This window comes from Streptomyces sp. NPDC111656 (assembly GCF_055656965.1).
Genome location: NZ_JBVKCA010000030.1, coordinates 22649 through 41737 on the forward strand (window position 1 = coordinate 22649; position 19089 = coordinate 41737).

13 protein-coding genes, 5 tRNA genes and 1 riboswitch are annotated in these 19089 nt (G+C 70.2%); of the genes, 8 read left to right on the plus strand and 10 right to left on the minus strand.

Annotated elements, in window-relative coordinates:
- Positions 1-46: 46 nt before the first annotated feature.
- The 5 genes from ACZ7M3_RS46770 to ACZ7M3_RS46790 form a co-directional block, all read right to left on the minus strand.
- Positions 47-1084: a M23 family metallopeptidase gene (locus tag ACZ7M3_RS46770; RefSeq protein WP_452963873.1), complete on the minus strand. Its 1038-nt coding sequence runs from the start codon at positions 1082-1084 to the stop codon at positions 47-49.
- Between the two features lie 11 nt (positions 1085-1095).
- Positions 1096-1253, minus strand: a riboswitch (cyclic di-AMP (ydaO/yuaA leader).
- A gap of 256 nt (positions 1254-1509) precedes the next feature.
- Positions 1510-2637 carry a PP2C family protein-serine/threonine phosphatase gene (locus ACZ7M3_RS46775; RefSeq protein ID WP_472072162.1) on the minus strand — a complete coding sequence of 376 codons (1128 nt, stop codon included), beginning with the start codon at positions 2635-2637 and terminating at the stop codon, positions 1510-1512.
- Positions 2638-2813: 176 nt separating this feature from the next.
- Positions 2814-3005 carry a hypothetical protein gene (locus ACZ7M3_RS46780; RefSeq protein WP_452963871.1) on the minus strand — a complete coding sequence of 64 codons (192 nt, stop codon included), beginning with the start codon at positions 3003-3005 and terminating at the stop codon, positions 2814-2816.
- A gap of 149 nt (positions 3006-3154) precedes the next feature.
- Positions 3155-3228 (minus strand) — tRNA-Met (locus tag ACZ7M3_RS46785).
- A gap of 73 nt (positions 3229-3301) precedes the next feature.
- Positions 3302-4444: a dihydrofolate reductase family protein gene (locus tag ACZ7M3_RS46790; RefSeq protein WP_351708961.1), complete on the minus strand. Its 1143-nt coding sequence runs from the start codon at positions 4442-4444 to the stop codon at positions 3302-3304.
- Positions 4445-4516: 72 nt separating this feature from the next.
- Between ACZ7M3_RS46790 and ACZ7M3_RS46795 the strand changes: the two genes are divergently transcribed.
- Together ACZ7M3_RS46795 and ACZ7M3_RS46800 are read left to right on the plus strand one after the other, a co-directional pair.
- Positions 4517-5020: a MarR family winged helix-turn-helix transcriptional regulator gene (locus ACZ7M3_RS46795; RefSeq protein WP_351312095.1), complete on the plus strand. Its 504-nt coding sequence runs from the start codon at positions 4517-4519 to the stop codon at positions 5018-5020.
- A gap of 206 nt (positions 5021-5226) precedes the next feature.
- Positions 5227-5853 carry a GTP cyclohydrolase II gene (locus ACZ7M3_RS46800; RefSeq protein WP_351708955.1) on the plus strand — a complete coding sequence of 209 codons (627 nt, stop codon included), beginning with the start codon at positions 5227-5229 and terminating at the stop codon, positions 5851-5853.
- A gap of 72 nt (positions 5854-5925) precedes the next feature.
- Here ACZ7M3_RS46800 and ACZ7M3_RS46805 read toward each other — a convergent pair.
- The 5 genes from ACZ7M3_RS46805 to ACZ7M3_RS46825 all read right to left on the minus strand — a co-directional run bounded on the left by ACZ7M3_RS46805 (position 5926) and on the right by ACZ7M3_RS46825 (position 14667).
- Positions 5926-5998, minus strand: a tRNA-Lys gene (locus tag ACZ7M3_RS46805).
- A 109-nt stretch (positions 5999-6107) separates the two neighbouring features.
- On the minus strand, positions 6108-7643 hold the full coding sequence (locus tag ACZ7M3_RS46810; protein ID WP_472072088.1) for an amino acid permease: 1536 nt from the start codon (positions 7641-7643) through the stop codon (positions 6108-6110).
- Between the two features lie 58 nt (positions 7644-7701).
- Positions 7702-10788 carry an FG-GAP repeat domain-containing protein gene (locus ACZ7M3_RS46815; RefSeq protein ID WP_472072090.1) on the minus strand — a complete coding sequence of 1029 codons (3087 nt, stop codon included), beginning with the start codon at positions 10786-10788 and terminating at the stop codon, positions 7702-7704.
- Between the two features lie 248 nt (positions 10789-11036).
- Positions 11037-13301, minus strand: a complete 2265-nt coding sequence (locus tag ACZ7M3_RS46820; RefSeq protein ID WP_472072092.1) for a DEAD/DEAH box helicase — start codon at positions 13299-13301, stop codon at positions 11037-11039.
- Between the two features lie 1015 nt (positions 13302-14316).
- A complete protein-coding gene (locus ACZ7M3_RS46825) occupies positions 14317-14667 on the minus strand; it encodes a metallopeptidase family protein (protein WP_067377126.1) in 351 nt (116 codons plus the stop codon).
- Positions 14668-14761: 94 nt separating this feature from the next.
- Between ACZ7M3_RS46825 and ACZ7M3_RS46830 the strand changes: the two genes are divergently transcribed.
- The 6 genes from ACZ7M3_RS46830 (at position 14762) to ACZ7M3_RS46855 (ending at position 18950) form a co-directional block, all read left to right on the plus strand.
- A complete protein-coding gene (locus ACZ7M3_RS46830; protein WP_472072094.1) occupies positions 14762-16375 on the plus strand; it encodes a metallophosphoesterase family protein in 1614 nt (537 codons plus the stop codon).
- An 80-nt stretch (positions 16376-16455) separates the two neighbouring features.
- Positions 16456-16528 (plus strand) — tRNA-Glu (locus ACZ7M3_RS46835).
- Between the two features lie 47 nt (positions 16529-16575).
- Positions 16576-16650, plus strand: a tRNA-Asp gene (locus ACZ7M3_RS46840).
- 24 nt (positions 16651-16674) lie between these two features.
- Positions 16675-16748 (plus strand) — tRNA-Phe (locus tag ACZ7M3_RS46845).
- Positions 16749-16816: 68 nt separating this feature from the next.
- Complete coding sequence (locus ACZ7M3_RS46850) at positions 16817-18445, plus strand: hypothetical protein (protein ID WP_472072096.1); 1629 nt, start codon at positions 16817-16819, stop codon at positions 18443-18445.
- A 160-nt stretch (positions 18446-18605) separates the two neighbouring features.
- Positions 18606-18950, plus strand: a complete 345-nt coding sequence (locus ACZ7M3_RS46855) for a hypothetical protein (RefSeq protein ID WP_472072098.1) — start codon at positions 18606-18608, stop codon at positions 18948-18950.
- Positions 18951-19089: the final 139 nt, after the last annotated feature.

Consider the following 19089-nt stretch of genomic DNA (forward strand, 5'->3'; position numbering starts at 1 on the left):
CAGGCGTACCGGATTGCCGTATTCCGCACACGGCCCCTGGGAACGATCAGGGGTTGATGCCCTTGCTCTGCAGCCACGCCATCGGGTCGATCGCGCTGCCGCCGCCCGGGTGAACCTCCAGGTGCAGATGCGGCCCGGTCACGTTGCCGGTCGCGCCCACGCGCCCGATGACGTCGCCGGTGGCCACCTTCTGCCCCACGCTGACGCTGATGGACGACTGGTGGCAGAACCACAGCTCCGTGCCGTCGTCGAGGGTGAGGATGGTGCGGTAGCCGTACGAGCCGGCCCAGCCCGCCTCCGTGATCGTGCCGCTGTGGACGGCCTTGATCAGCGTGCCGGTGGGGGCCGCGAAGTCGAGGCCGGTGTGATAGCCGGAGGACCACATGGAACCGGCGTCACCGAAGCGGGAGGTCAGGGTGTACGAGGAGGTCGGCAGCGAGTAGCTCTTGGCGAGCTCGGCGAGGCGCGCGGCCTCGGCCTTCTGCTTGGCGGCCTCGTCCGCCTTCTTCTTCTCGGCGGCGACCTTGGCCTCGGCGTCGTCCTTCTGCTGGGCGGCCAGCGCGACCGCCTTCTTCGCGGCGGCGGACTCGGCGGCGTCCTGGGCCGCCTTGTCGATCTGGTCCTGCTGCGACTCGGCCTGCTGGATGATGCGGGCGCGCAGCGCCTCGCCCGCGTCCGTGTTGCCCTGCGCGGCGTCGGCGTTGGTCACACCGGCGCTGGTGAGCGGGGTGGCGGAGCCCTTCGGCGTGCTGGGACCGCCGTCGGATATCAGCGCCTTGGCCGATTCGGTGACCGAGGAGAGGTCGGGCAGCGAGATGGAGACCGGCGGCTTGCCGGGCGCCGCGGTGGCCATGCCGCCCGCGCCGACGGCGGCGATGACGCCGACGCCCAGGACCGTGGAGCTGCGGGCGAGTCCCCCGCCGCGCTGCTTGGAGACGCGGTGCCGGCCGCGGAGGGGACGGATGGAATCCTCGGTGGGGTTCCACTCCTCCCAGGGGCCCTCGTCCTTGCCGTAGGCGTAGCCAAAAGTCTGGGTGTCGTTCGGCGGGAACGAAGTGGGCTGGGCAGGCCGGTTGGACGCCACGTGGGCGTGCTCCTTTCCTTCCTTCTCGCCTACCGGGTTAGCTGACGGGTTCGGAGCAGGAAGGTCTCCTACGCGCGTCAACCCACGGTGTCTCCACCGTGAAAGACGCTCGATTCACCCCAAGTTGGTGGTTCCCCGGTTCCCTCGCGGGATTCGGCGCGTGCGCACGGAGCCGACTCTTGTGACGGCTGGGACGACCGCGCTGCGTTATCGAACGTTAATAGACGCGGGTACCGGATTCCAAGCTGTTCGTACTGATCATTAACGACTTTCGGCCAGGACTTACCGCCCACGACCGGCGGAATTCGGGCGAGTTGGCCGCACGTCCCTACTTGGCAGTTATTTGACGGTGCGTCAGTCGTTATGCGGAGGGGCATCGGCCGATCACCCCTCGTGACATCGATCAAGAACGCCCCTTTCCGTGGCTACGGCCGCCGTACGGCGAGCAGTGCCATGTCGTCCGTCAGGACGCCGCCCGTGTGCCGCCGGACCTCCTCCACGAGCGTGGCCAGCAGGGCGTCGGGGCCGGGGAAGGTCCGTCCGGCCAGCCGCGCGGCCGGATCGTAGAAGCGCCCCTGCGCGTCGCGGGCCTCGGACAGTCCGTCCGTGTGGAAGAGGAGCGTGGCCCCGTGCGGGAACTCCGTCTCCTCGGCACGGTCCGGCCAGTTGCCCAACTCGCCCATGCCGAGCGGCAGTGCGGGGTTCGCGGAGGCGAGCGTGACCAGTGTTCCGTCCGCGTGCAGGAGCAGCGGCGGCGGGTGGCCGCGGTTGACGATCCTTACGAGGCCGCCCTCGTGCGTGATCTCCGCGAGGACGGCGGTGGTGAACCCCTCGAAGGCGTCGACGCCCCCGCGCCGGGTGCCCTCGCGGGCCAGCGCCCGTTCCAGCCGCTGCGCGACCGCCTCCGGCGTGGCCTCCTGCTCGGCCGCCTCCCGGAACGCCCCGATGAGCACCGCGACGGCGGCCACCGCGTCCATGCCCTTCCCCCGTACGTCGCCCACGGCCAGTCGTACGCCGTGCGGGGAGTCCTGCACCGCGTACAGGTCGCCGCCGATGAACGCGCCCGCCTGCGCGGCCTCGTAGCGCGCCGCGACGTCGAGGCCGCCGATCCGCTGGTCGGGTTCCGGCAGGACGGCACGCTGGGCCGCCTCGGCGATCTGGTGGGCCGAGGCGAGTCGCTCGTCGGTGCGGCGGACGAGGATGTTGATGAGCACGGCCAGCACGCCGACGGTCGCCACGGTGGCGACCTCCGTGAGCGCGTCCACCCTGAAGACGATGCCGAGCCGGATGTGGATCGTGAGCACCGCGACGAGCGCCGCGACGCCGGTGAGCACGGTGCCGCGCAGCGAGAAGAGCGGGGCGGCCACGAGCGGCGCGGCCGTGAAGAGAGGGCCCGCGGTGAAGGCCATCGGGGTGAAGTAGTCGTAGAACGCGCCGACCAGGATGAGCAGCGCGGGCAGCACCCGGACGAGGCTGCGCGCGCAGGAGATCCGACGCCGGTCCGCGTCGGCCGGGCGGGGCTCCGACCCGTCCCCGAGTCCGGGATCGGGCACGGGGTCCTCGGGCAACCGCCCACCGGACCGGTCGTACGGCTCGTCACACGACTCCTCGCCCGGCTCGCCGTACGGCTCCTCGGCCCACTGCGCGCCTCCTTGCTGCTGCCCCACCCGTCCAGGCTTCCCGGCACGGGGGCGGGGGGCGAGCGGTGAGGGGCCGACCGGGGGACACGTCAGTCCGAGGCCGACCACCGGACGCCGCCCGCTCCGCCGCGCCCGTGGTGGTGCCCGGCCGGGGCGACGACGGTCCCGCCGTCCGGCACGAAGTCATGACCGCCGTGGCAGGCCCCGAGGAACAGCGCGGACACTGCGAGCAGCAGCGCGAGCGCCGGCGCGCGCCGGACCAGCCACCGATGACAACTCATAGTGAGCGGAAGACTACAGAAAGTCGGGGCGGCGGGGAAAATCGGGGCGGGACGGCAATCGGGAAATCCGGCGGCAAGAAAACCGAGACGGTGAACGGGAAAAACCAAGGGCCGGAACTCGTTTCCGAGTTCCGGCCCTTGGCCTTCAGTAGCGGGGACAGGATTTGAACCTGCGACCTCTGGGTTATGAGCCCAGCGAGCTACCGAGCTGCTCCACCCCGCGTCGTTGAAATTAGTGTACGCCATCCGCGGGGCCCGATTCACCAGGCTTTTCACGGACGGCCGCGGGGCCGCCCCTAGCCGGCCGCGAGAAGGTGACGATTGGGCGCCACGGCCCGCTCCTCGAACTCCGGCAGTACGACGACGTCCGCCCCCGCGGCCACGAGCAGACCGTTCCCGTCGGCCTCCGTCACGAACGTGTCGGGCTCGCGCCACGCGGTGACCACCCGCCGTACCCCCGCGTCGAGGATCAGCCGCGCACAGGGCGCGGGCCGGGACGCCCGCCGCGCGCACGGCTCCAGGCTGCTGTACACGGTGGCGGAGCGCAGCCGCGGATCCGCGGGATCGATCTTCGCGAGCGCCGCCTCCTCGGCGTGCACGACGGGGTCGTCGCCCTCCCGCGAGTGCCCGCGCGCCAGCTCGGTGCCGTCGGCCGCCACCACCACCGCCCCCACGCTGAACGCCGTCTCCGAGGGCGGGCACAGCGCCGCCAGCTCGCAGGCGACGCCCAGCCAGTGCCGGTCCGCGGCGGAGGCGAGGGCGCCTTCCCCGGGTGCGGTGGGGACGTAGCGGACGAGGACCACGTCCCCGACCGGTCGCGTCTCCACCAGCCGCATCCGGCCCGGCGGATATCCCCCGGGTCCGAACAGCCGTGGCGCGTCCGGCTCCCCCACGAAGAGCGGCGCGACGGCGAGCTGCAGCTCGTCCGCCAGCCCCTGTGTCATCAGCTGGGTGTGCACGCGCCCCCCGCCCTCGACCATGAGCCGCCGCACCCCGCGGACGTCGTGGAGGTGTTCGAGCAGGACGCGCCAGTCCAGTTCGGCGCCGGTCGGGACCACGTCGACGTCCAGTCCGCGCAGGGTGTCGGTGGCGCGTTCGGCGCCCTTGTCCGTCGTATAGACGACCTTCTCGCCGCCCGTGTGCCAGAACTGGGCGTCCGGGTCGAGGTCGCCGGAGCCGCTGACGGTGACCTTCAGCGGGTACTCCGGGCGCCCGGCGGCGACCCGCGCCGCCCGCCGCTCGGCGGAGTTGACCAGCAGCCGAGGGTTGTCCGCGCGGATGGTGCCGGCGCCGATCAGGATCGCGTCGCTGGACGCCCGTACCTCGTCGACCCGGTCGAAGTCGGCCGGGCCCGAGAGCAGCAGGCGTTCGGGGCCGGTGTCGTCCAGGAAGCCGTCGAGGGAGACGGCGGCGGACAACAGGACATAGGGGTGGGGCATGGGGCGCACTCTCCAGCTCCGAGCGCAGGGCTCCTAGTGGTTCAAGTTTTAAACAATACCTAGACTGGCGACATGACGACCCGCTGGCTCTCCCCCGCCGAGCAGCGCGCCTGGCGCGCGTACACCGCCGCCAGCTCGCTCCTGGAGGACACGATCGACCGGCAGCTCCAGGCCGAGACCGGCATGCCCCACCTTTACTACTCCATCCTGGCCATGCTGTCCGAGGCACCGGACCGGCGGCTGCGGATGACCGACCTCGCCGAGATCCTGAAGATCACCCGCAGTCGGCTGACGTACGGCGTGACCCGGCTGGCGAACGACGGTCTGGTGCGCCGAGAAGGCTGCCACAGCGACAAGCGCACCCAGGTCGCGGTCCTCACGGACGAGGGGATGGCCGTTCTGGAGCGGGCGGCACCGGGTCACGCGGAGCAGGTCATGACGGCGGTCTTCGACCGACTGACCCCGGAGCAGGTGGGGCAACTGGAGGAGATCTGCGGGGCCATCACCCGCGGCATCCAGGGGGAGAATCCCGGGGCCTGCGGGGAAGATCTGCCGTGGCGGCGGCGTTCTTCGTGAGTCGGCGACGGCGTTCCTCGTAGTCGGCGACGGCGCTCCTCGTGAGCCGTGCGACAGCACTCTTCGTGAGCCGTACGACACAGAATCGAGCAAAGCCGTTGCTTGAACTTTAAAGCACCGTGTACTGTCTGTCTCCGAGGCAGTGCTTCAAAACTGAAGCACCACCGGCACAACTCGCACCACACCCGCTGGACCGGAGAGACAACATGCGCGAATTCCCCACCGCCACGGTGCGCACCCGCGTCACTGTGCCCCTGCGCTTCGGCGACGGCTACTCGGTCGACGCGCAGTTGGTCACCTTCCACGGCCTCGTCGACGACAAGGAGCACCTCGCCGTCGTGCTCGGCAAGCCCGGCGCGACCCCGCTGGTGCGGCTCCACTCCGAATGCCTGACCGGTGACGTCTTCGGCTCGGCCCGCTGCGACTGCGGCCCGCAGCTGCGCGAGGCGGTGGAGCAGATCGCGGAGCGCGGCGGAGTGCTCCTGTACCTCCGTCAGGAGGGCCGCGGCATCGGCCTCTACAACAAGCTCGACGCGTACGCCCTCCAGGACCAGGGCCTCGACACGTACGCCGCCAACGCCGCCCTCGGCCTGCCCGAGGACGGCCGCGACTACACCGCGGCGGCCCAGATGCTCCAGGCCCTCGGCATCGACGACCTGGACCTGCTCTCCAACAACCCGGACAAGGCCGAGCAGCTGCGCGACCTCGGCGTCACGGTCTCCCACCGCGTCCCGACGGGCGTCTTCACCACCGCCCACAACGTGCGCTACCTGCGCGCCAAGGTCCTGCAGACCCAGCACACGCTCCCCCTGCCGGAACTCACGGCGGGTTGAGCCCTCGGGCCCCACGCTCCCCAAGCACACCGAAGCCCCAGGTCAGATTCCCTCTGACCTGGGGCTTTTCGGTAGACCCTGTGGGACTCGAACCCACAACCAATGGATTAAAAGTCCACTGCTCTGCCAATTGAGCTAAGGGTCCACACGCCGGCCCGTATCGATCCCGTGCCGTTGCATCCCCGAGCATAGCCGGACGTGGCCGGGACTCCGATCGGGTATCCGCGTCCCGGCCACGCCAACAGCGAACAGCCCTACGGATCAACCGGTTCGGGCGCGTCCTCGCGCGCCGCCACGCGGGCGACCGAGCGGGCGTGGTCGGGGTTGAGGAACCAGTGGCGGGCCGACACCAGCCACCAGGTCGCGGCGAAGCCGAGGACGACGAGGACCGCGACCGGGGCGTAGTTGAAGGTCTCCCAGGTGACCGGCGAGACCTGCGGCAGCATGAACAGCACCGTGATCACGACGACCCAGGCGACCGAGACGACGCCGATCGCGCGCGACCAGCGGCCCAGGTGCCACGGCCCCCGCTCGAACGCCTCCCCCTTGCGCAGCCGCAGCAGCGTCGGGATGACGTACGCGATGTAGAGCCCGATCACGGCGATCGACGTCACGGCCGCGTACGCCGTCACATTGATCAGGTACGGCAGCCCCAGCACGAGCGCGCCCAGTGCCGCCAGCCACACCGCCGCGACCGGCGTGCGTGTGCGCGGGCTCACGGTGTGCCAGACCCGCGAGAACGGCAGCGCCCCGTCGCGCGAAAACGCGTAGATCATGCGGCTGTTGGCGGTGACGGACGCCATCCCGCAGAAGAGCTGCGCGCCGATCACGACCAGGAGCAGGAGCTTGCCCGCCGTCGCCCCCAGCGCGTCGAGCAGGATCTGCGCCGGCGGCGCGCCCGTCGCCGAGCCCAGCTCCTTGTCGTACGACTGAATGGCGAAGGTGAAGCCCAGCAGCAGGACGAATCCGGCGATCCACGAGGTCCAGATCGACTGCACGATGCCCTTCGGGCCCGCCGTCGACGCGTCGTGCGTCTCCTCGGTCATATGGGCGGAGGCGTCGTACCCGGTGAAGGTGTACTGCGCCATCAGCAGGCCGACGAGGACGACGTACACGCCGCTGCCCCAGCCGGTGTTGTTCACGAAGTGCGTGAACACGAAGGACGCCGACTGATGGTGGTCCGGCACGAAGGCCAGCGCGCCCACGATCACCCCGACGCCCAGCACGTGCCACCACACGCTGATGTCGTTGAGGAGGGCGACGATCCGGACCCCGAAGGTGTTCAGCAGCCCGTGCAGGACGAGGATCCCGGCGAAGAGCAGGATCGTGCGGCCCGGCGTGATCGTGAAGTCGAACTGCAGGTTCAGGTACGCGCCCAGGAAGGACGCCGCACCGAAGTCGATCCCGGCGGTCACCGCGACCTGCCCGAGGACGTTGAACCACCCCGTGAACCAGGCCCAGGCGGCGGCCGATCTCGCGGGCGCCAGCCGGTGGGCCCAGAAGTACAGCCCCGCCGAGGTCGGATAGGCCGAACAGATCTCGGCCATCGACAACCCCACGAACAGCGTCATCAGTCCGACCGCGACCCACCCCCAGGTGATCACGGCGGGGCCGCCGGTGTTCATGCCGAACAGATACAGCGTCAGACACCCCGAAAGAACCGAGATGATCGTGAACGAGACCGCGTAGTTGGAGAACGCCGACATGCGGCGGGCGAGAACCTGCGTATAGCCGAGCTGGGCAAGCCGTTCTTCGTCCGACAGCCCACTCGCCTTGACGTCATCTGTCATGCCCCCAGCGATTCCCTCGCCGGGGGCTCGACATGCACCGATCAAGACGTCGGGTTGGCTAGAAAAGGCCCTTGTAGCCCTGCCAGCCGCTCCCGATCTTCACCCGCGCCGCGAACGACCCCTTGCCGGTGCCGCTCTGACGGTACAGATTGCCCGCGGTGTCCCGCGCGACCAGATCCGCCTTGCCGTCACCCGTGATGTCCCCGGCGCCGACGACGACGTTGTACGACCCGCCCCAGCCCGCGGACACCTTCGTCCGCGCGCCGAACGACCCCTTGCCGGTGCCGTAGTAGCGGTACAGGGTGTTGTCCTTGTCCTGGGCGAGCAGGTCACCGATGCCGTCGCCGTTCAGGTCACCGACGCCGACGACCTTCTTGTACGTCTTCCAGTTGGCGTACAGCTTCACGCACGCGGACAGCTTGCCCGTGCTCGTGCCCTTGTAGAGGTACACCGTGCCGGTCGCCGTGTTGCGGGCGATCAGGTCCGGGCGGCCGTCGCCGCTGATGTCGCCGGGCGAGGTCAGGACGTCGTACTGGTTCCAGCCGCTGGTGCCGAGCGAGGTGTACGCCGTCGACGGCTTCAGCGTGCCGTAGCAGTCCGGCTTGTACGCGCGCAGTGCCCCGCTGGTCAGCCGGACCAGGACGTCGTTGCAGCGGTCGCCGCTCAGGTCGCCGAACGGCACCACCTTGTTGGTCGTCGTCCAGCCGCTGCTGGTGCCGAGGTTCACGGAGAACGTGCCCTTGCCCGAGCCCTGTCGGAAGCCCAGCGTGCCCGAGGAGCTGAGAGTGAGCAGGTCGCCGACGGAGTCGCCGCCGCCGATGTAGTCGTGGGTGGCCGGAGCGGCACCGGACAGGGCGACCGTGCCGCTCGTGGCGACCGGGGCGCCGACCCCGTCGGCCGGAGTGACCGACAGCGTCCAGTCGTACCGTCCGTTCGTCAGGAACGCGCCCTTGGCATCCGTCCCGAACCAGCCGACCTTCACCTCGCCGCGTGTCGCACCGCCGTCCCGCGCGTCCACGACCTTGCCGGTGGCGCGGCTGCGCACGGTCAGCCGCCAGCCCGCGGTCGGCTTCGACAGCAGCAGGGTGGTCAGCGTGGACGGCGTCGTGTCGATCTCCTGTGCGGCGAGGGCGGACGCCGAGTCGACCGGGGCCAGCAGGCGCAGCGGCTGCTGGGTGACGCCGGTCGGCACGAGGTGCACGCGCTCCTGGTCGTCGACGTAGGCGACGTTCCCGGTCGACTCGTCGACCGTCCAGCGCACCTCGCGCTGGGAGATTCCGGTGTCGGGCAGTGCGCCGATCACGCGGCTCACGGGTGTGCCGTCCGCGACCGTCGTGAGGACCAGTTGCCCGGCCTGTCTGTCGTGCGTGACGACGAATCCGTCGCCGAGTTCCGCCTCGCCGGCCGGGACGGGCACGGACCTCTTCGCCGTACGGTCGTAGACGCCGGCCGTGCCGTCGGCGCAACCCCAGTACAGCCAGCGGCCGTTGGCCCGCAGTTCGGTGGGTGCGCAGCCGGCGTCGATGGTGAGGGTCTCGGTGGTCTTCTTCGTGGTGAGGTTGTACGCCGTGACAGTGCCGGGGGTGGTGCCCGGGGTCCACAGGGTGTCGCCGGAGAGGGCGGCAGCGCCGGGCGTGCGGGTGAGCGCCGGGTTGCCGTCATTGCCGATCTTGTAGACGGTCTGCGCGGTGTCCGTCGTGTGGATCAGGTACCGGCCGGACACGTCGGTGATCCGGCCGCCGGCGGGGACCCCGCGCTCCCAGAAGGAGTACGGGGCCGGCCCGGCGACGCGAATGCGGTCGCTGGTCGTGGTGTCCTTCGTCAGCCAGGCGGCGCGACCGTCGGCCGTGCCGTGGAGCTGGGAGCAGCCGACCTCCGTCGCCGGGCAGGTGCCGAGGTTCAGCGCGGTGCCGTCGAACGACGAGCGTGCGCCGAACTCGGGGGTGCCGGTCACGGCGACGTTCCGTACGTAGTCGTCGCGGTATCCACCCGGGCCGCCGGTGTCGGCGACGAGCAGCCGCCCCTGTTCCAGGGACAGTCCCTGGATCTTGACCGGCGGCTTGGGCAGCGCCTTGACCTGGGTGACGACCGGACTGCCGTCCGGGCCCGCCTTGATGCGCTGGACGCCCCAGTCGTCGGCGGTGGTACGGCCCATCAGGACGGCGGTGCCGTCGGAGACGGCGGAGAAGTAGGCACCCGACGAGGGCATCAGGGTGACCGTGGGTCCGCCCGTTATGGGTTGGGCGGTCACCACCGTACTGCCGCCAGAGCGGCGGACCAGCCAGTCGCCGACCACGGCGAGGTCCTGCACCGGGTTCACGCCGCTGCCCGACAGCGGGACCTCGGTCGGGGCCGCCGACAGATCGGAGCGGGAGAACACCTGCACGGCGGTCTGGCCGGTGTTGAACAGGACCACGTGCTCGGCGGTGACCTGAGCCCTGAGGTAGACCTTGGAGCGCAGCGGAGTCCAGTCCCGCACCTGCCCCGTGTGCCGGTCGACCATGAGCGACAGGTACTGCCCGTCCTTCGAGCCCTGGAACAGCAGCCCGTCGGCGTCCCCGCCCACGGGCGCCCCGAGGTGCACTCCCGCGGGCACTCCGCTGACCGGCACGTCACGCGTGGTGCCGTCGGCCTCCGGGAGCAGCAGGTGCATCTCCCGCCAGGTCGTGCCCTTCTCGTCCGGCACGCCTCGGTAGGCGACCGCCAGGTCGCTGTACACGGTGAGCAGCCCCAGGCCCGAGGGCACATGGAGGGTGCGGGTGGTCCCGTCGACCGCGTTCCACAGGTCGACCCGGTCTCCCGGGTAGCGGTACGCGAGGACATCGCCGCCGGTCCCCCAGACGCCCATGTTTTCCGTCGGCCGCGTCACGGGCACGGACGTCCCGTCCGCGTACCGCGTCCAGACCAGCCCGGACCCCTCCAGCGTGTGGAAGACGCCCTGCTGCCCCGCGCCGTCGTGGCCGCTGGGCGACGACCCGCTGTAGAGCTCGGCGGCGGGGTAGGTGGAGCGCAGCGTCGCCGGCACCACCGTCTCCTGCGGCACGTCCGCGACCGCCGTCGGCGACGGCAGCAACGGGCTCAGGCCGGCCGCCAGCACCGCGGAGGCGGCGACGAGACGCAGGCGCACGAAGGCATGACGAGTCAAGAAGACCCTCCCCGAAGAACGAGACGGGACGCGCACCGCTTCTCGATGCCCCCGGCCCCCCGGCCGTCGCGTCCGTCTCAGAAGTCGGCTGATCTTACAGCGAGTTCACAGCCGCCGGGAACGTCTTTTCGAACAGCTCGGGGCACAGTCACGGGCACGGAAAACGCCGTGGCCCCCACCGGATCGGTGGGGGCCACGGCGTTCAGCACTCGCGGACGTCAGCGGACGTCAGCAGATGTCATCGGACGTCAGCCGTTGCGCTTCCAGCGGGGCTTCTCGTCGCGGCGGCCGAAGGAACCGGTGCCGGTACCCGTGCCGGTGCCGGTGCCACGGTGGTCGTCGCGACGGCCGTACGGGCGGTCGTGGCTGCCGGCGCGGAAACCGCTGGAGGGACGGTTGTCCTGGCGGTCGCGGTTGAAGGGGCGGTCGCTGCCACGGTGACCGCCACGGTCGTCACGACGCTCGAAGGAGCGGCCACCGGCAGCGCCACGGTCGTTGTCCCGGCGGAAGCCGGAACCACCACGGTCGTCACGACGCTCGAACGAACGACCACCGGCAGCGCCACGGTCGTTGTCACGGCGGTCGCGGTCGAAGCCGCCGCGGTCGTCACGACGGTCGTTGTCCCGGCGGAAGCCAGAGCCACCGCGGTCGTCACGACGCTCGAACGAACGACCACCACGGTCATCACGACGGTCATTGTCCCGACGGAAGCCAGAGCCACCGCGGTCGTCACGACGCTCGAACGAACGACCACCACGGTCATCACGACGGTCATTGTCCCGACGGAAACCGGAACCGCCACGGTCGTCACGACGCTCGAACGAACGACCACCACGGTCATCACGACGGTCATTGTCCCGACGGAAGCCAGAGCCACCGCGGTCACCACGGTCGTTGTCGCGGCGCTCGTAGTTGCCCCGCTCGTCACGGCGCTGACGCGGCTCGTAGGACGAACGCTCGGCGACGGGCTGCTCGGACACGGCCGGCGTCTCGGCGGGGGCCTCGGCCACCGCCTGCTCCGCCAGGGCCTCCGCGGCCGCGACGACCGCCGCCTCCGGGTCCTCGCCCCGCTCGCGCGCGGCACGGGCCACCAGACGGTCGGCCTCCCCACGCAGCTCGACCGCACGACGCTGCGCGCGCTCCAGCTCCTTGGTGAGCTGCGAGACCTCACGCTCGGCCTGCTGCGCGGCGTCGCCGGCCGACTGGGCCTGGACCTCGGTCATCGACCGGGCGCCGGTGATCTCGGCGACCTCGGGCTCGAAGGCCGTACCGGAGTTGATGATGTGACGCGCGGCGTCGACGCCCGCGTCCTCCATCAGCCGGAAGATCTGACGGCGCTGGTGAGGCAGGGAGAGGGACACCACGGTGCCGCTGCGGCCCGCGCGGGCCGTACGGCCGGAGCGGTGCAGGTAGTCCTTGTGGTCACCGGCCGGGTCCACGTTCAGGACCAGGTCGATGCCGTCGACGTGGATACCGCGGGCGGCGACGTCGGTCGCGACGAGCGCGTTGACGTAACCGTCCTTGAAGTCGGCCAGCGTCCGGGTCCGCGCGCCCTGGGTCATGCCGCCGTGCAGTGCGTCGGCCTTCACACCGGCGTCGCGCAGCTGCTCGGCGATACGGTCGGCGCCCAGCTGGGTGCGGACGAAGATGATCGTGCGGCCCTTGCGGGAGGCGATCGCGGCGGTGACCGGCGCCTTGTCCTTGGGCTTCACGATGAGGATGTGGTGGGACATCGTCGTGACGTTGCCCTGGGCGCTGTCGACCTCGTGCGTGACCGGGTTGGTCAGGTAGCGCTTGACCAGCGTGGAGATCTCGTTCTCCATGGTGGCCGAGAACAGCATCCGCTGGCCGCCGGCCGGGATCTGGTCGAACAGCTCGGTGACCTCGGGCAGGAAGCCCAGGTCGGACATCTGGTCGGCCTCGTCGAGAACGGCCACCTGGACGTTCTCCAGCGAGCAGGCGCCACGGTTGATGATGTCGCGCAGGCGGCCCGGGGTGGCGACGAGGACGTCGACGCCGCGCTCCAGGGCGTAGATCTGGTTGCCCATCGACGTACCGCCGCAGACGACCTTCATCTTCAGGCCGAGGACGTCGCCGTAGGGCTGCAGCGCGTCGGCGACCTGCATGGCCAGCTCACGGGTCGGCGTGAGGATGACGGCGCGCGGCTTCTTCTTCTCGGTGTGACCGCCGGCGAGTCGCGCCAGGGTCGGCAGACCGAAGGAGAGGGTCTTGCCGGAGCCGGTGCGGCCACGGCCGAGGATGTCCTTGCCGGCCAGGGCGTCCGGGATGGTCGCGGCCTGGATCGGGAACGGGGTGGTCACACCGTTCTGGGCGAGCTTGCGGACGACGCCCTCGGGGAGGCCGAGGGAGCCGAAGGTGATCTCGGGGGCGGCGTCGACGGCCTCGACGGTCTCGACCGTCTCCACGGTCTCGACGGCGGCCTGGACGCCCTCGTTGTTGTCGTTCTCGTTGTTCTCGGGCACGACGACGTGATCAGTACTGGAAACAGACATGCGAAATGCGAACCTTCCGGAGTTCTTCGGCACGCGCCCAAACTCCGTGAAGTCGCAATCGACCGCCTCTATGCGGTCCGGCCACGGCAAGGGAGAGTACGCGCCACACGCGGCGCTCTCTGCAATGGCGCCGGGCAAATGGGATCAAACGATCTACCACCATACGCACCCCCCACCCCTGAAGGCAAACTGACCCCCAAAGGGGCAGGTCAGGCACACAGGGCAGGTCTTACGTCTGCTGGCACGGGTTCCAACACCAGCGGTGGCCGAGCCTATTCCCGCCCCCTCCGCCGACTTTCCCGCCGCCCGTCCACCGCCCCGTTCACGCCGGTTGGCCCGCCTGTGGCGCCGGCTCCCGATTCACCAGTTGCGTGGTCTGCTCATGCGCCGAGGACGAGGGCTCCGCCGTGGTCGGATCGGGCGTCGGCGTCACGGGCGGTGGCGGAGGAGGGGGCGGCGGAGTCGAATCGGACGTGGCATGCGTGGGACTCGGCACCCCGTTCGACGGCGGAGGCTGCTCCGGCTGCCCCTTGCCGTCCCCCTTGCCCGTCGCCCTGGCGGACGGCTTCGCACCGCCGGAGGCCGACGCGGACGCGGACGCCGACCCGGAGGCGTGCTCACCGGGCTTGGCGGAGGCGCCGCCCTTCACACCCGGCCCCCCGTGGAACCCGCCACCACCCCCGCCCCCCGCGGACCCCCCGCCGGGAGGCTGACCGCCGTGCCGCCCCGCCGAGTGCGCGGGCCCGGGCCGGCCCGCGTCGTCACCCACGCTCATACAGCCGGCGGCGGACGCGACGACGATGACCGTGGCGGCCAGACGGACGGGTACGTACAAGGCGCGCACGGGCAGCCACCTCCGGAGGGGGTCTCCCCTGCTCGGCGAAGCCGAGAGCCTGGGGATGGATCGGGGAGTCCCCCTGCCCAACTCCCGCCGCCCGCAAGAGGACACGCGGGAACATGACACGCGTCCCGAGTCCGAGTGGGCGCCGGCCCCCGCCACCCACTCTCCGCTCACTCACCCGTAGCCGAGCGCGTGCAGCCGTTCGTCATCGATCCCGAAGTGATGCGCGATCTCGTGCACCACGGTGACCTCGGTCTCCGCCACCACGTCCTCCCGCGTCTCGCACATCCGCAGGGTCGGCCCCCGGTAGATCGTGATCCGATCCGGCAGCACCCCCGCGTACCACTCCCCGCGGTCGGTCAGTGGAGTTCCCTCGTAGAGCCCGAGCAGCTCGGGATCGGCGGGGTCGGGCTCGTCCTCGACGAACACCGCCACGTTGTCCATCAACCGCGTCAGCTCCGGCGGAATCCGGTCCAGCGCCTCGGCGACCAGTTCCTCGAACTCCTCGCGCGTCATCTCCAGCACACGGCCATTGTCCGGTACGACCGCCTCGCAGGAGAGTCGACGACAGCCCCGAACACCCCGCATACCCACCCCCGCACTTGGGCATACGGGACCAATGGCCCGCGTCCCCGCTGCCGTCACCACCGCCACATCCGCCGTCACCACCGCCATATCCGCCGTCACCACCGCCCTGACCCGCAAGCACCACACCCTCCGCTCCCGCCACTTCCGCCGCACCCGCCGCTTCCGCCCCGTCACCGAGGAACTCGTCCAGCAGCCGAACCCGTACGCCCGGGCGCTCGGCCTGATGGCGGTCGTCCTCCTCGGCGCCTGGCTGGGCCTGCTGATCGTGGGCAATGTGCGCGTCCCGGTCGGTCCCATGAACACCACGATGACCCTGCGCCCCTCGGTCACCGGCGGCACCAAGATCAACGTCTCCCCGCTCGGCGCCCTGGAGCTGAACAGCCACATCGCCCCGGTCCGCCTCGACGTGAACGTCGACCAGCTCGACCCGGTCCGCGCGCAGGCCCTGGTCGACCACCCCGAGCGGCTCTCGGGCCTGCAGGACGAGGTCGCGCAGGACGTCGAGCACGGCACGCTCGACCTGGCCGTACGGTCCTGCGTCGCGGTCGTGTCGGGCGCCACGGCCCTCGGCCTCGCGGTCTACCGCCGCCCGCGCCGCGCCCTGGCCGCCGGCGGCCTGGCCCTCACCCTGCTCACCGCCTCCGGAGCGACGGCCTTCGCCACCTGGAACCCGAATTCGGTGCTGGAACCGAGGTTCTCCGGACTGCTCTCCTCCGCCCCCTCCCTCGTCGGCAACGCCCGCAACATCGTCAGTGAATTCGACGTCTACCAGAAGGAGTTGGCACGTCTGGTGACGAACGTGACGAAGCTGTACGACGTCACCTCCACGCTCCCGACGTACGAGCCCGACCCGTCCACGATCCGGGTCCTGCACGTCTCCGACATCCACCTCAACCCCGCGAGCTGGAAGATCATCGCGTCACTGGTGAAGCAGTACGCGATCGATGTGATCGTCGACTCCGGCGACACCATGGACCACGGAACGTCGGCCGAGAACGGCTTCCTGGACCCCGTCCCCGACCTGGGCGCGCCCTACATCTGGGTGCGTGGCAACCACGACAGCCTCGTCACCCAGCGCTACCTGGAACGTCTGAAGAACGTGCACGTCCTGGACGACGGCCGCGCGATCACGGTCGCGGGCCTGCGCTTCGCCGGCATCGGCGACCCCCAGTTCACCCCCGACCGCTCGGCCGTCCCGGGCGGCGACGCGGCGGAGGATCTGGCCGGCGCCCGCCTGGCCTCCGCCCTCCGCGACCAGCGCACGGCAGGCACCCCCGTCGACATCGCCGTCGCCCACGAGCCGTCGGCGGCCCGCGGGACGGACGGCGAGGTGCCCCTCGTCCTGGCCGGTCACCTCCACCACGAACAGACGGAGGTCATGAAGTACGGAACCCGCCTGCGCGTCGAGGGCTCGACGGGCGGCAGCGGCCTGCGCGCGATCGAGGGCAAGTACCCCGATCCCATCGAGGCCTCGGTCCTCTACGTCGACCGTGACACCCGCCGTCTCCAGGCCTGGGACGAGATCAAACTGGGCGGTCTGGGCCTGACGACGGCCGAGGTCAGCCGCCACCTCCCGAAGGAGAACCAACCAGGCGCGCCCCAGTCGTCCACCCCCTCCCCGACCCCCTCCACGAGCACCCCGTAAACCGTTTTGGCGATACCTCCCGCCATCCCATATGCTTCAGACGTCCCCGACGCGCTGAGAAGCGCCCAGGCGGGCCGATAGCCCTCATCGTCTAGCGGCCTAGGACGCCGCCCTTTCAAGGCGGTAGCACGGGTTCGAATCCCGTTGGGGGCACGCAACACCGTGTGCGACACTGTTTTACGCGTCGCACGCAACAGCTTGGTCCTGTGGAGCAGTTTGGAGTGCTCGCCACCCTGTCAAGGTGGAGGCCGCGGGTTCAAATCCCGTCAGGACCGCTGAGGTTTCCCAGGAAACCTCGTGGCTGGGTAGCTCAGTTGGTACGAGCGATCGCCTGAAAAGCGATAGGTCGCCGGTTCGACCCCGGCCCCAGCCACAAGAACGAAAACCCCCTCCGGGTCGACTGGAGGGGGTTTTCGTCGCTCACAAGACCCAGGGGGGTTCTTGAGACATATCGCCAGAGGACTGGTGACGGCCGGTGCCGTCCTGGTCGGCACCTTCGCGATACCCGGCACGGCCCACGCCGCAGGGCCGAACGTCACGGACGCCTACAGCGACCAGGCCGACTGGTCGGTGCTCGACGTCCGCCTGAACTACAGCGGCTCGATCGACAAGATCACGGCCAGGCTCCGCCCGGCCGGAAGCGACCCGTCGGCCGCGCCCGTGGCCACGATCACCGACTTCACGTACAAGTACTTCACCAGCTCGTGGGACGGCACCTGGGCCTCGCAGCCCATCCATCTGGACACCCTGGGCGACTACACGGTCGACATCGAGGCCACGGACTCCTCGGGCGGGACCACCGTCCGGCAGGACGCGGGCACGCTGCACTACAAGAAGCAGCCCGTGTTCACCGGTTACTCCGTCACCCCGACGCAGCCCGACATCGAGCACAGGACCGTCACGGCCAACGGCGACATGGTCGTCCGCGACCCCAGCACCCGTGAGACGGTGCCGCTGCCCGGCGCCACCGTGAACCTCACGTTCGACGGGAACATCGACACGACGGCCGTCACGGACGACGCGGGCCATTTCTCCGCCTCCCACGAGACGAAGTCGGGCGGCTGGACCTTCGCCGAGTACCGGAGCGACCTGGGCTACGCCGACAGCTCCTGGATCACTGTCAGCCCGAAGGCCGCGCCGACCCGGATCGTCCTGGACAAGAGCAGCCTCCACGTCACCGCGAACGACAAGTTCAACGTCACCGGAACGCTCCAGTACCAGAGCGGCACGGAGTGGAAGCCGCTGTCCGGCATCGCGCTGCAGATGGACTACAAGGACTGCACCACCTGCAACCCCGTCCAGTCGACCACCGACGCGAACGGCCGCTTCTCCTTCTCGAAGTACGCGTACGGCAGCAAGGTGGTCTACCAGGTCGGCTTCCCGCCGTACCCGTACACCCCCTTCGTCCAGCGCACCGCGAAGGCCGACGTCACCGTCGCGGCCACCGCCACGACGAAGTTCACCGAGTTCACGGCGCAACTGGACGAGTACGCACAGCTGGACATCACCGGCAGCGTCGACCTGGTCGGACGCGACAGCAACGACCGGATCGGCGTCGACATCCAGTACTCGCCCGACGGCAGGACGCACTGGAGCACCAAGAAGACGGTGCAGACCTCCGTCGGCTCGCAGTTCATCGTCGAGAAGCTGCCGGGCTACACGGACGGCTACTGGCGGCTGCACTACGCGGGCTCCACCGCCAAGGACATCAAGGGCGGCGTCAGCGGCAGCCTGCGCAGGAACCGCGCCCTCACCCGGATCAAGGACGCCAACGCGTCCCCCGAGCCTGTCTCCAAGGGCCGGACGATCACCGTCAAGGGCGTGCTCCAGGAGCGCAAGGCCGGCACCACCTCCTGGAAGGCGTACGGCGCCAAGAAGGTGGAGATCCTCTTCCGGCCCAAGGGCAAGAAGACCTGGTACCTGATGTCCACCGTCACCACGAAATCGAACGGATCCTTCAGCAAGGGCTTCAAGGCCCAGCAGGACGGCACCTGGGTACCCGTCTTCCTGTATCCCGACAGCAAGCACTTCGTGGGCGACGGCACGGAGGACTACGTCGACGTGCGATGACACCCGCGCGGACAGCTGAGGAGGGGCGGGCCCTAAGGGGTCCGCCCCTTTCTTCGCGCCGGGACGGGCGCGACCGGTGATGGGCGGCTCGCTTGGCACCGGCGCTCGACCGCCGCTATGTTCTGGCCGGTCCAGCAGGTTTCTTCGGGGTGGGGAAGACATGAGCCGGAACGTGGCCAGAGTGATTCAGGACACCGAATTGGAGAAGGACCGGGCCCGGTACGGGCTGTTCGCCGTGGTCGTCAGCATTCTCGCGATCTCGGCCGTCGCGATCTTCGGCGTCTGGCGGCTCGACGGCGACAAGGCCGTGATCGTCGGCGTGCTCACCGCCGCGTTCACCGCGGTGAGCGGCATGACCACCGCCTACCTGGGCATCAAGGCCGTCTCCAACACCGCCCAGTCCATGGCCCGGGGCGCCTCCCCTCGCACCCCGACACCCCCCGAGACACCAGCACCCCCGACCGAGACCCCGACCCCCACACCCCCGTCCCCGCGCGCGCCCTGACCCGCCACCACAGACCGCTCGCCCCACTCACCCGCAGTCGCCGTACGACGCGAGGGGGCCGTGGCGGTGCGTCGCAAGCCCGTCGCTCACGTTCGGATCGAGCAGCGGCTCGCATGCCCGGCCCATGTCTGATCCAGCG

Bases quoted from the DNA above. Each gene is read 5' to 3' on its own strand.
- ACZ7M3_RS46780 (WP_452963871.1), bottom strand. From the start codon at position 3,005: ATGAGTTGTCATCGGTGGCTGGTCCGGCGCGCGCCGGCGCTCGCGCTG.
- ACZ7M3_RS46790 (WP_351708961.1), bottom strand. From the start codon at position 4,444: ATGCCCCACCCCTATGTCCTGTTGTCCGCCGCCGTCTCCCTCGACGGC.
- ACZ7M3_RS46795 (WP_351312095.1), top strand. From the start codon at position 4,517: ATGACGACCCGCTGGCTCTCCCCCGCCGAGCAGCGCGCCTGGCGCGCG.
- ACZ7M3_RS46800 (WP_351708955.1), top strand. From the start codon at position 5,227: ATGCGCGAATTCCCCACCGCCACGGTGCGCACCCGCGTCACTGTGCCC.
- ACZ7M3_RS46810 (WP_472072088.1), bottom strand. From the start codon at position 7,643: ATGACAGATGACGTCAAGGCGAGTGGGCTGTCGGACGAAGAACGGCTT.
- ACZ7M3_RS46820 (WP_472072092.1), bottom strand. From the start codon at position 13,301: ATGTCTGTTTCCAGTACTGATCACGTCGTCGTGCCCGAGAACAACGAG.
- ACZ7M3_RS46830 (WP_472072094.1), top strand. From the start codon at position 14,762: ATGGCCCGCGTCCCCGCTGCCGTCACCACCGCCACATCCGCCGTCACC.
- ACZ7M3_RS46855 (WP_472072098.1), top strand. From the start codon at position 18,606: ATGAGCCGGAACGTGGCCAGAGTGATTCAGGACACCGAATTGGAGAAG.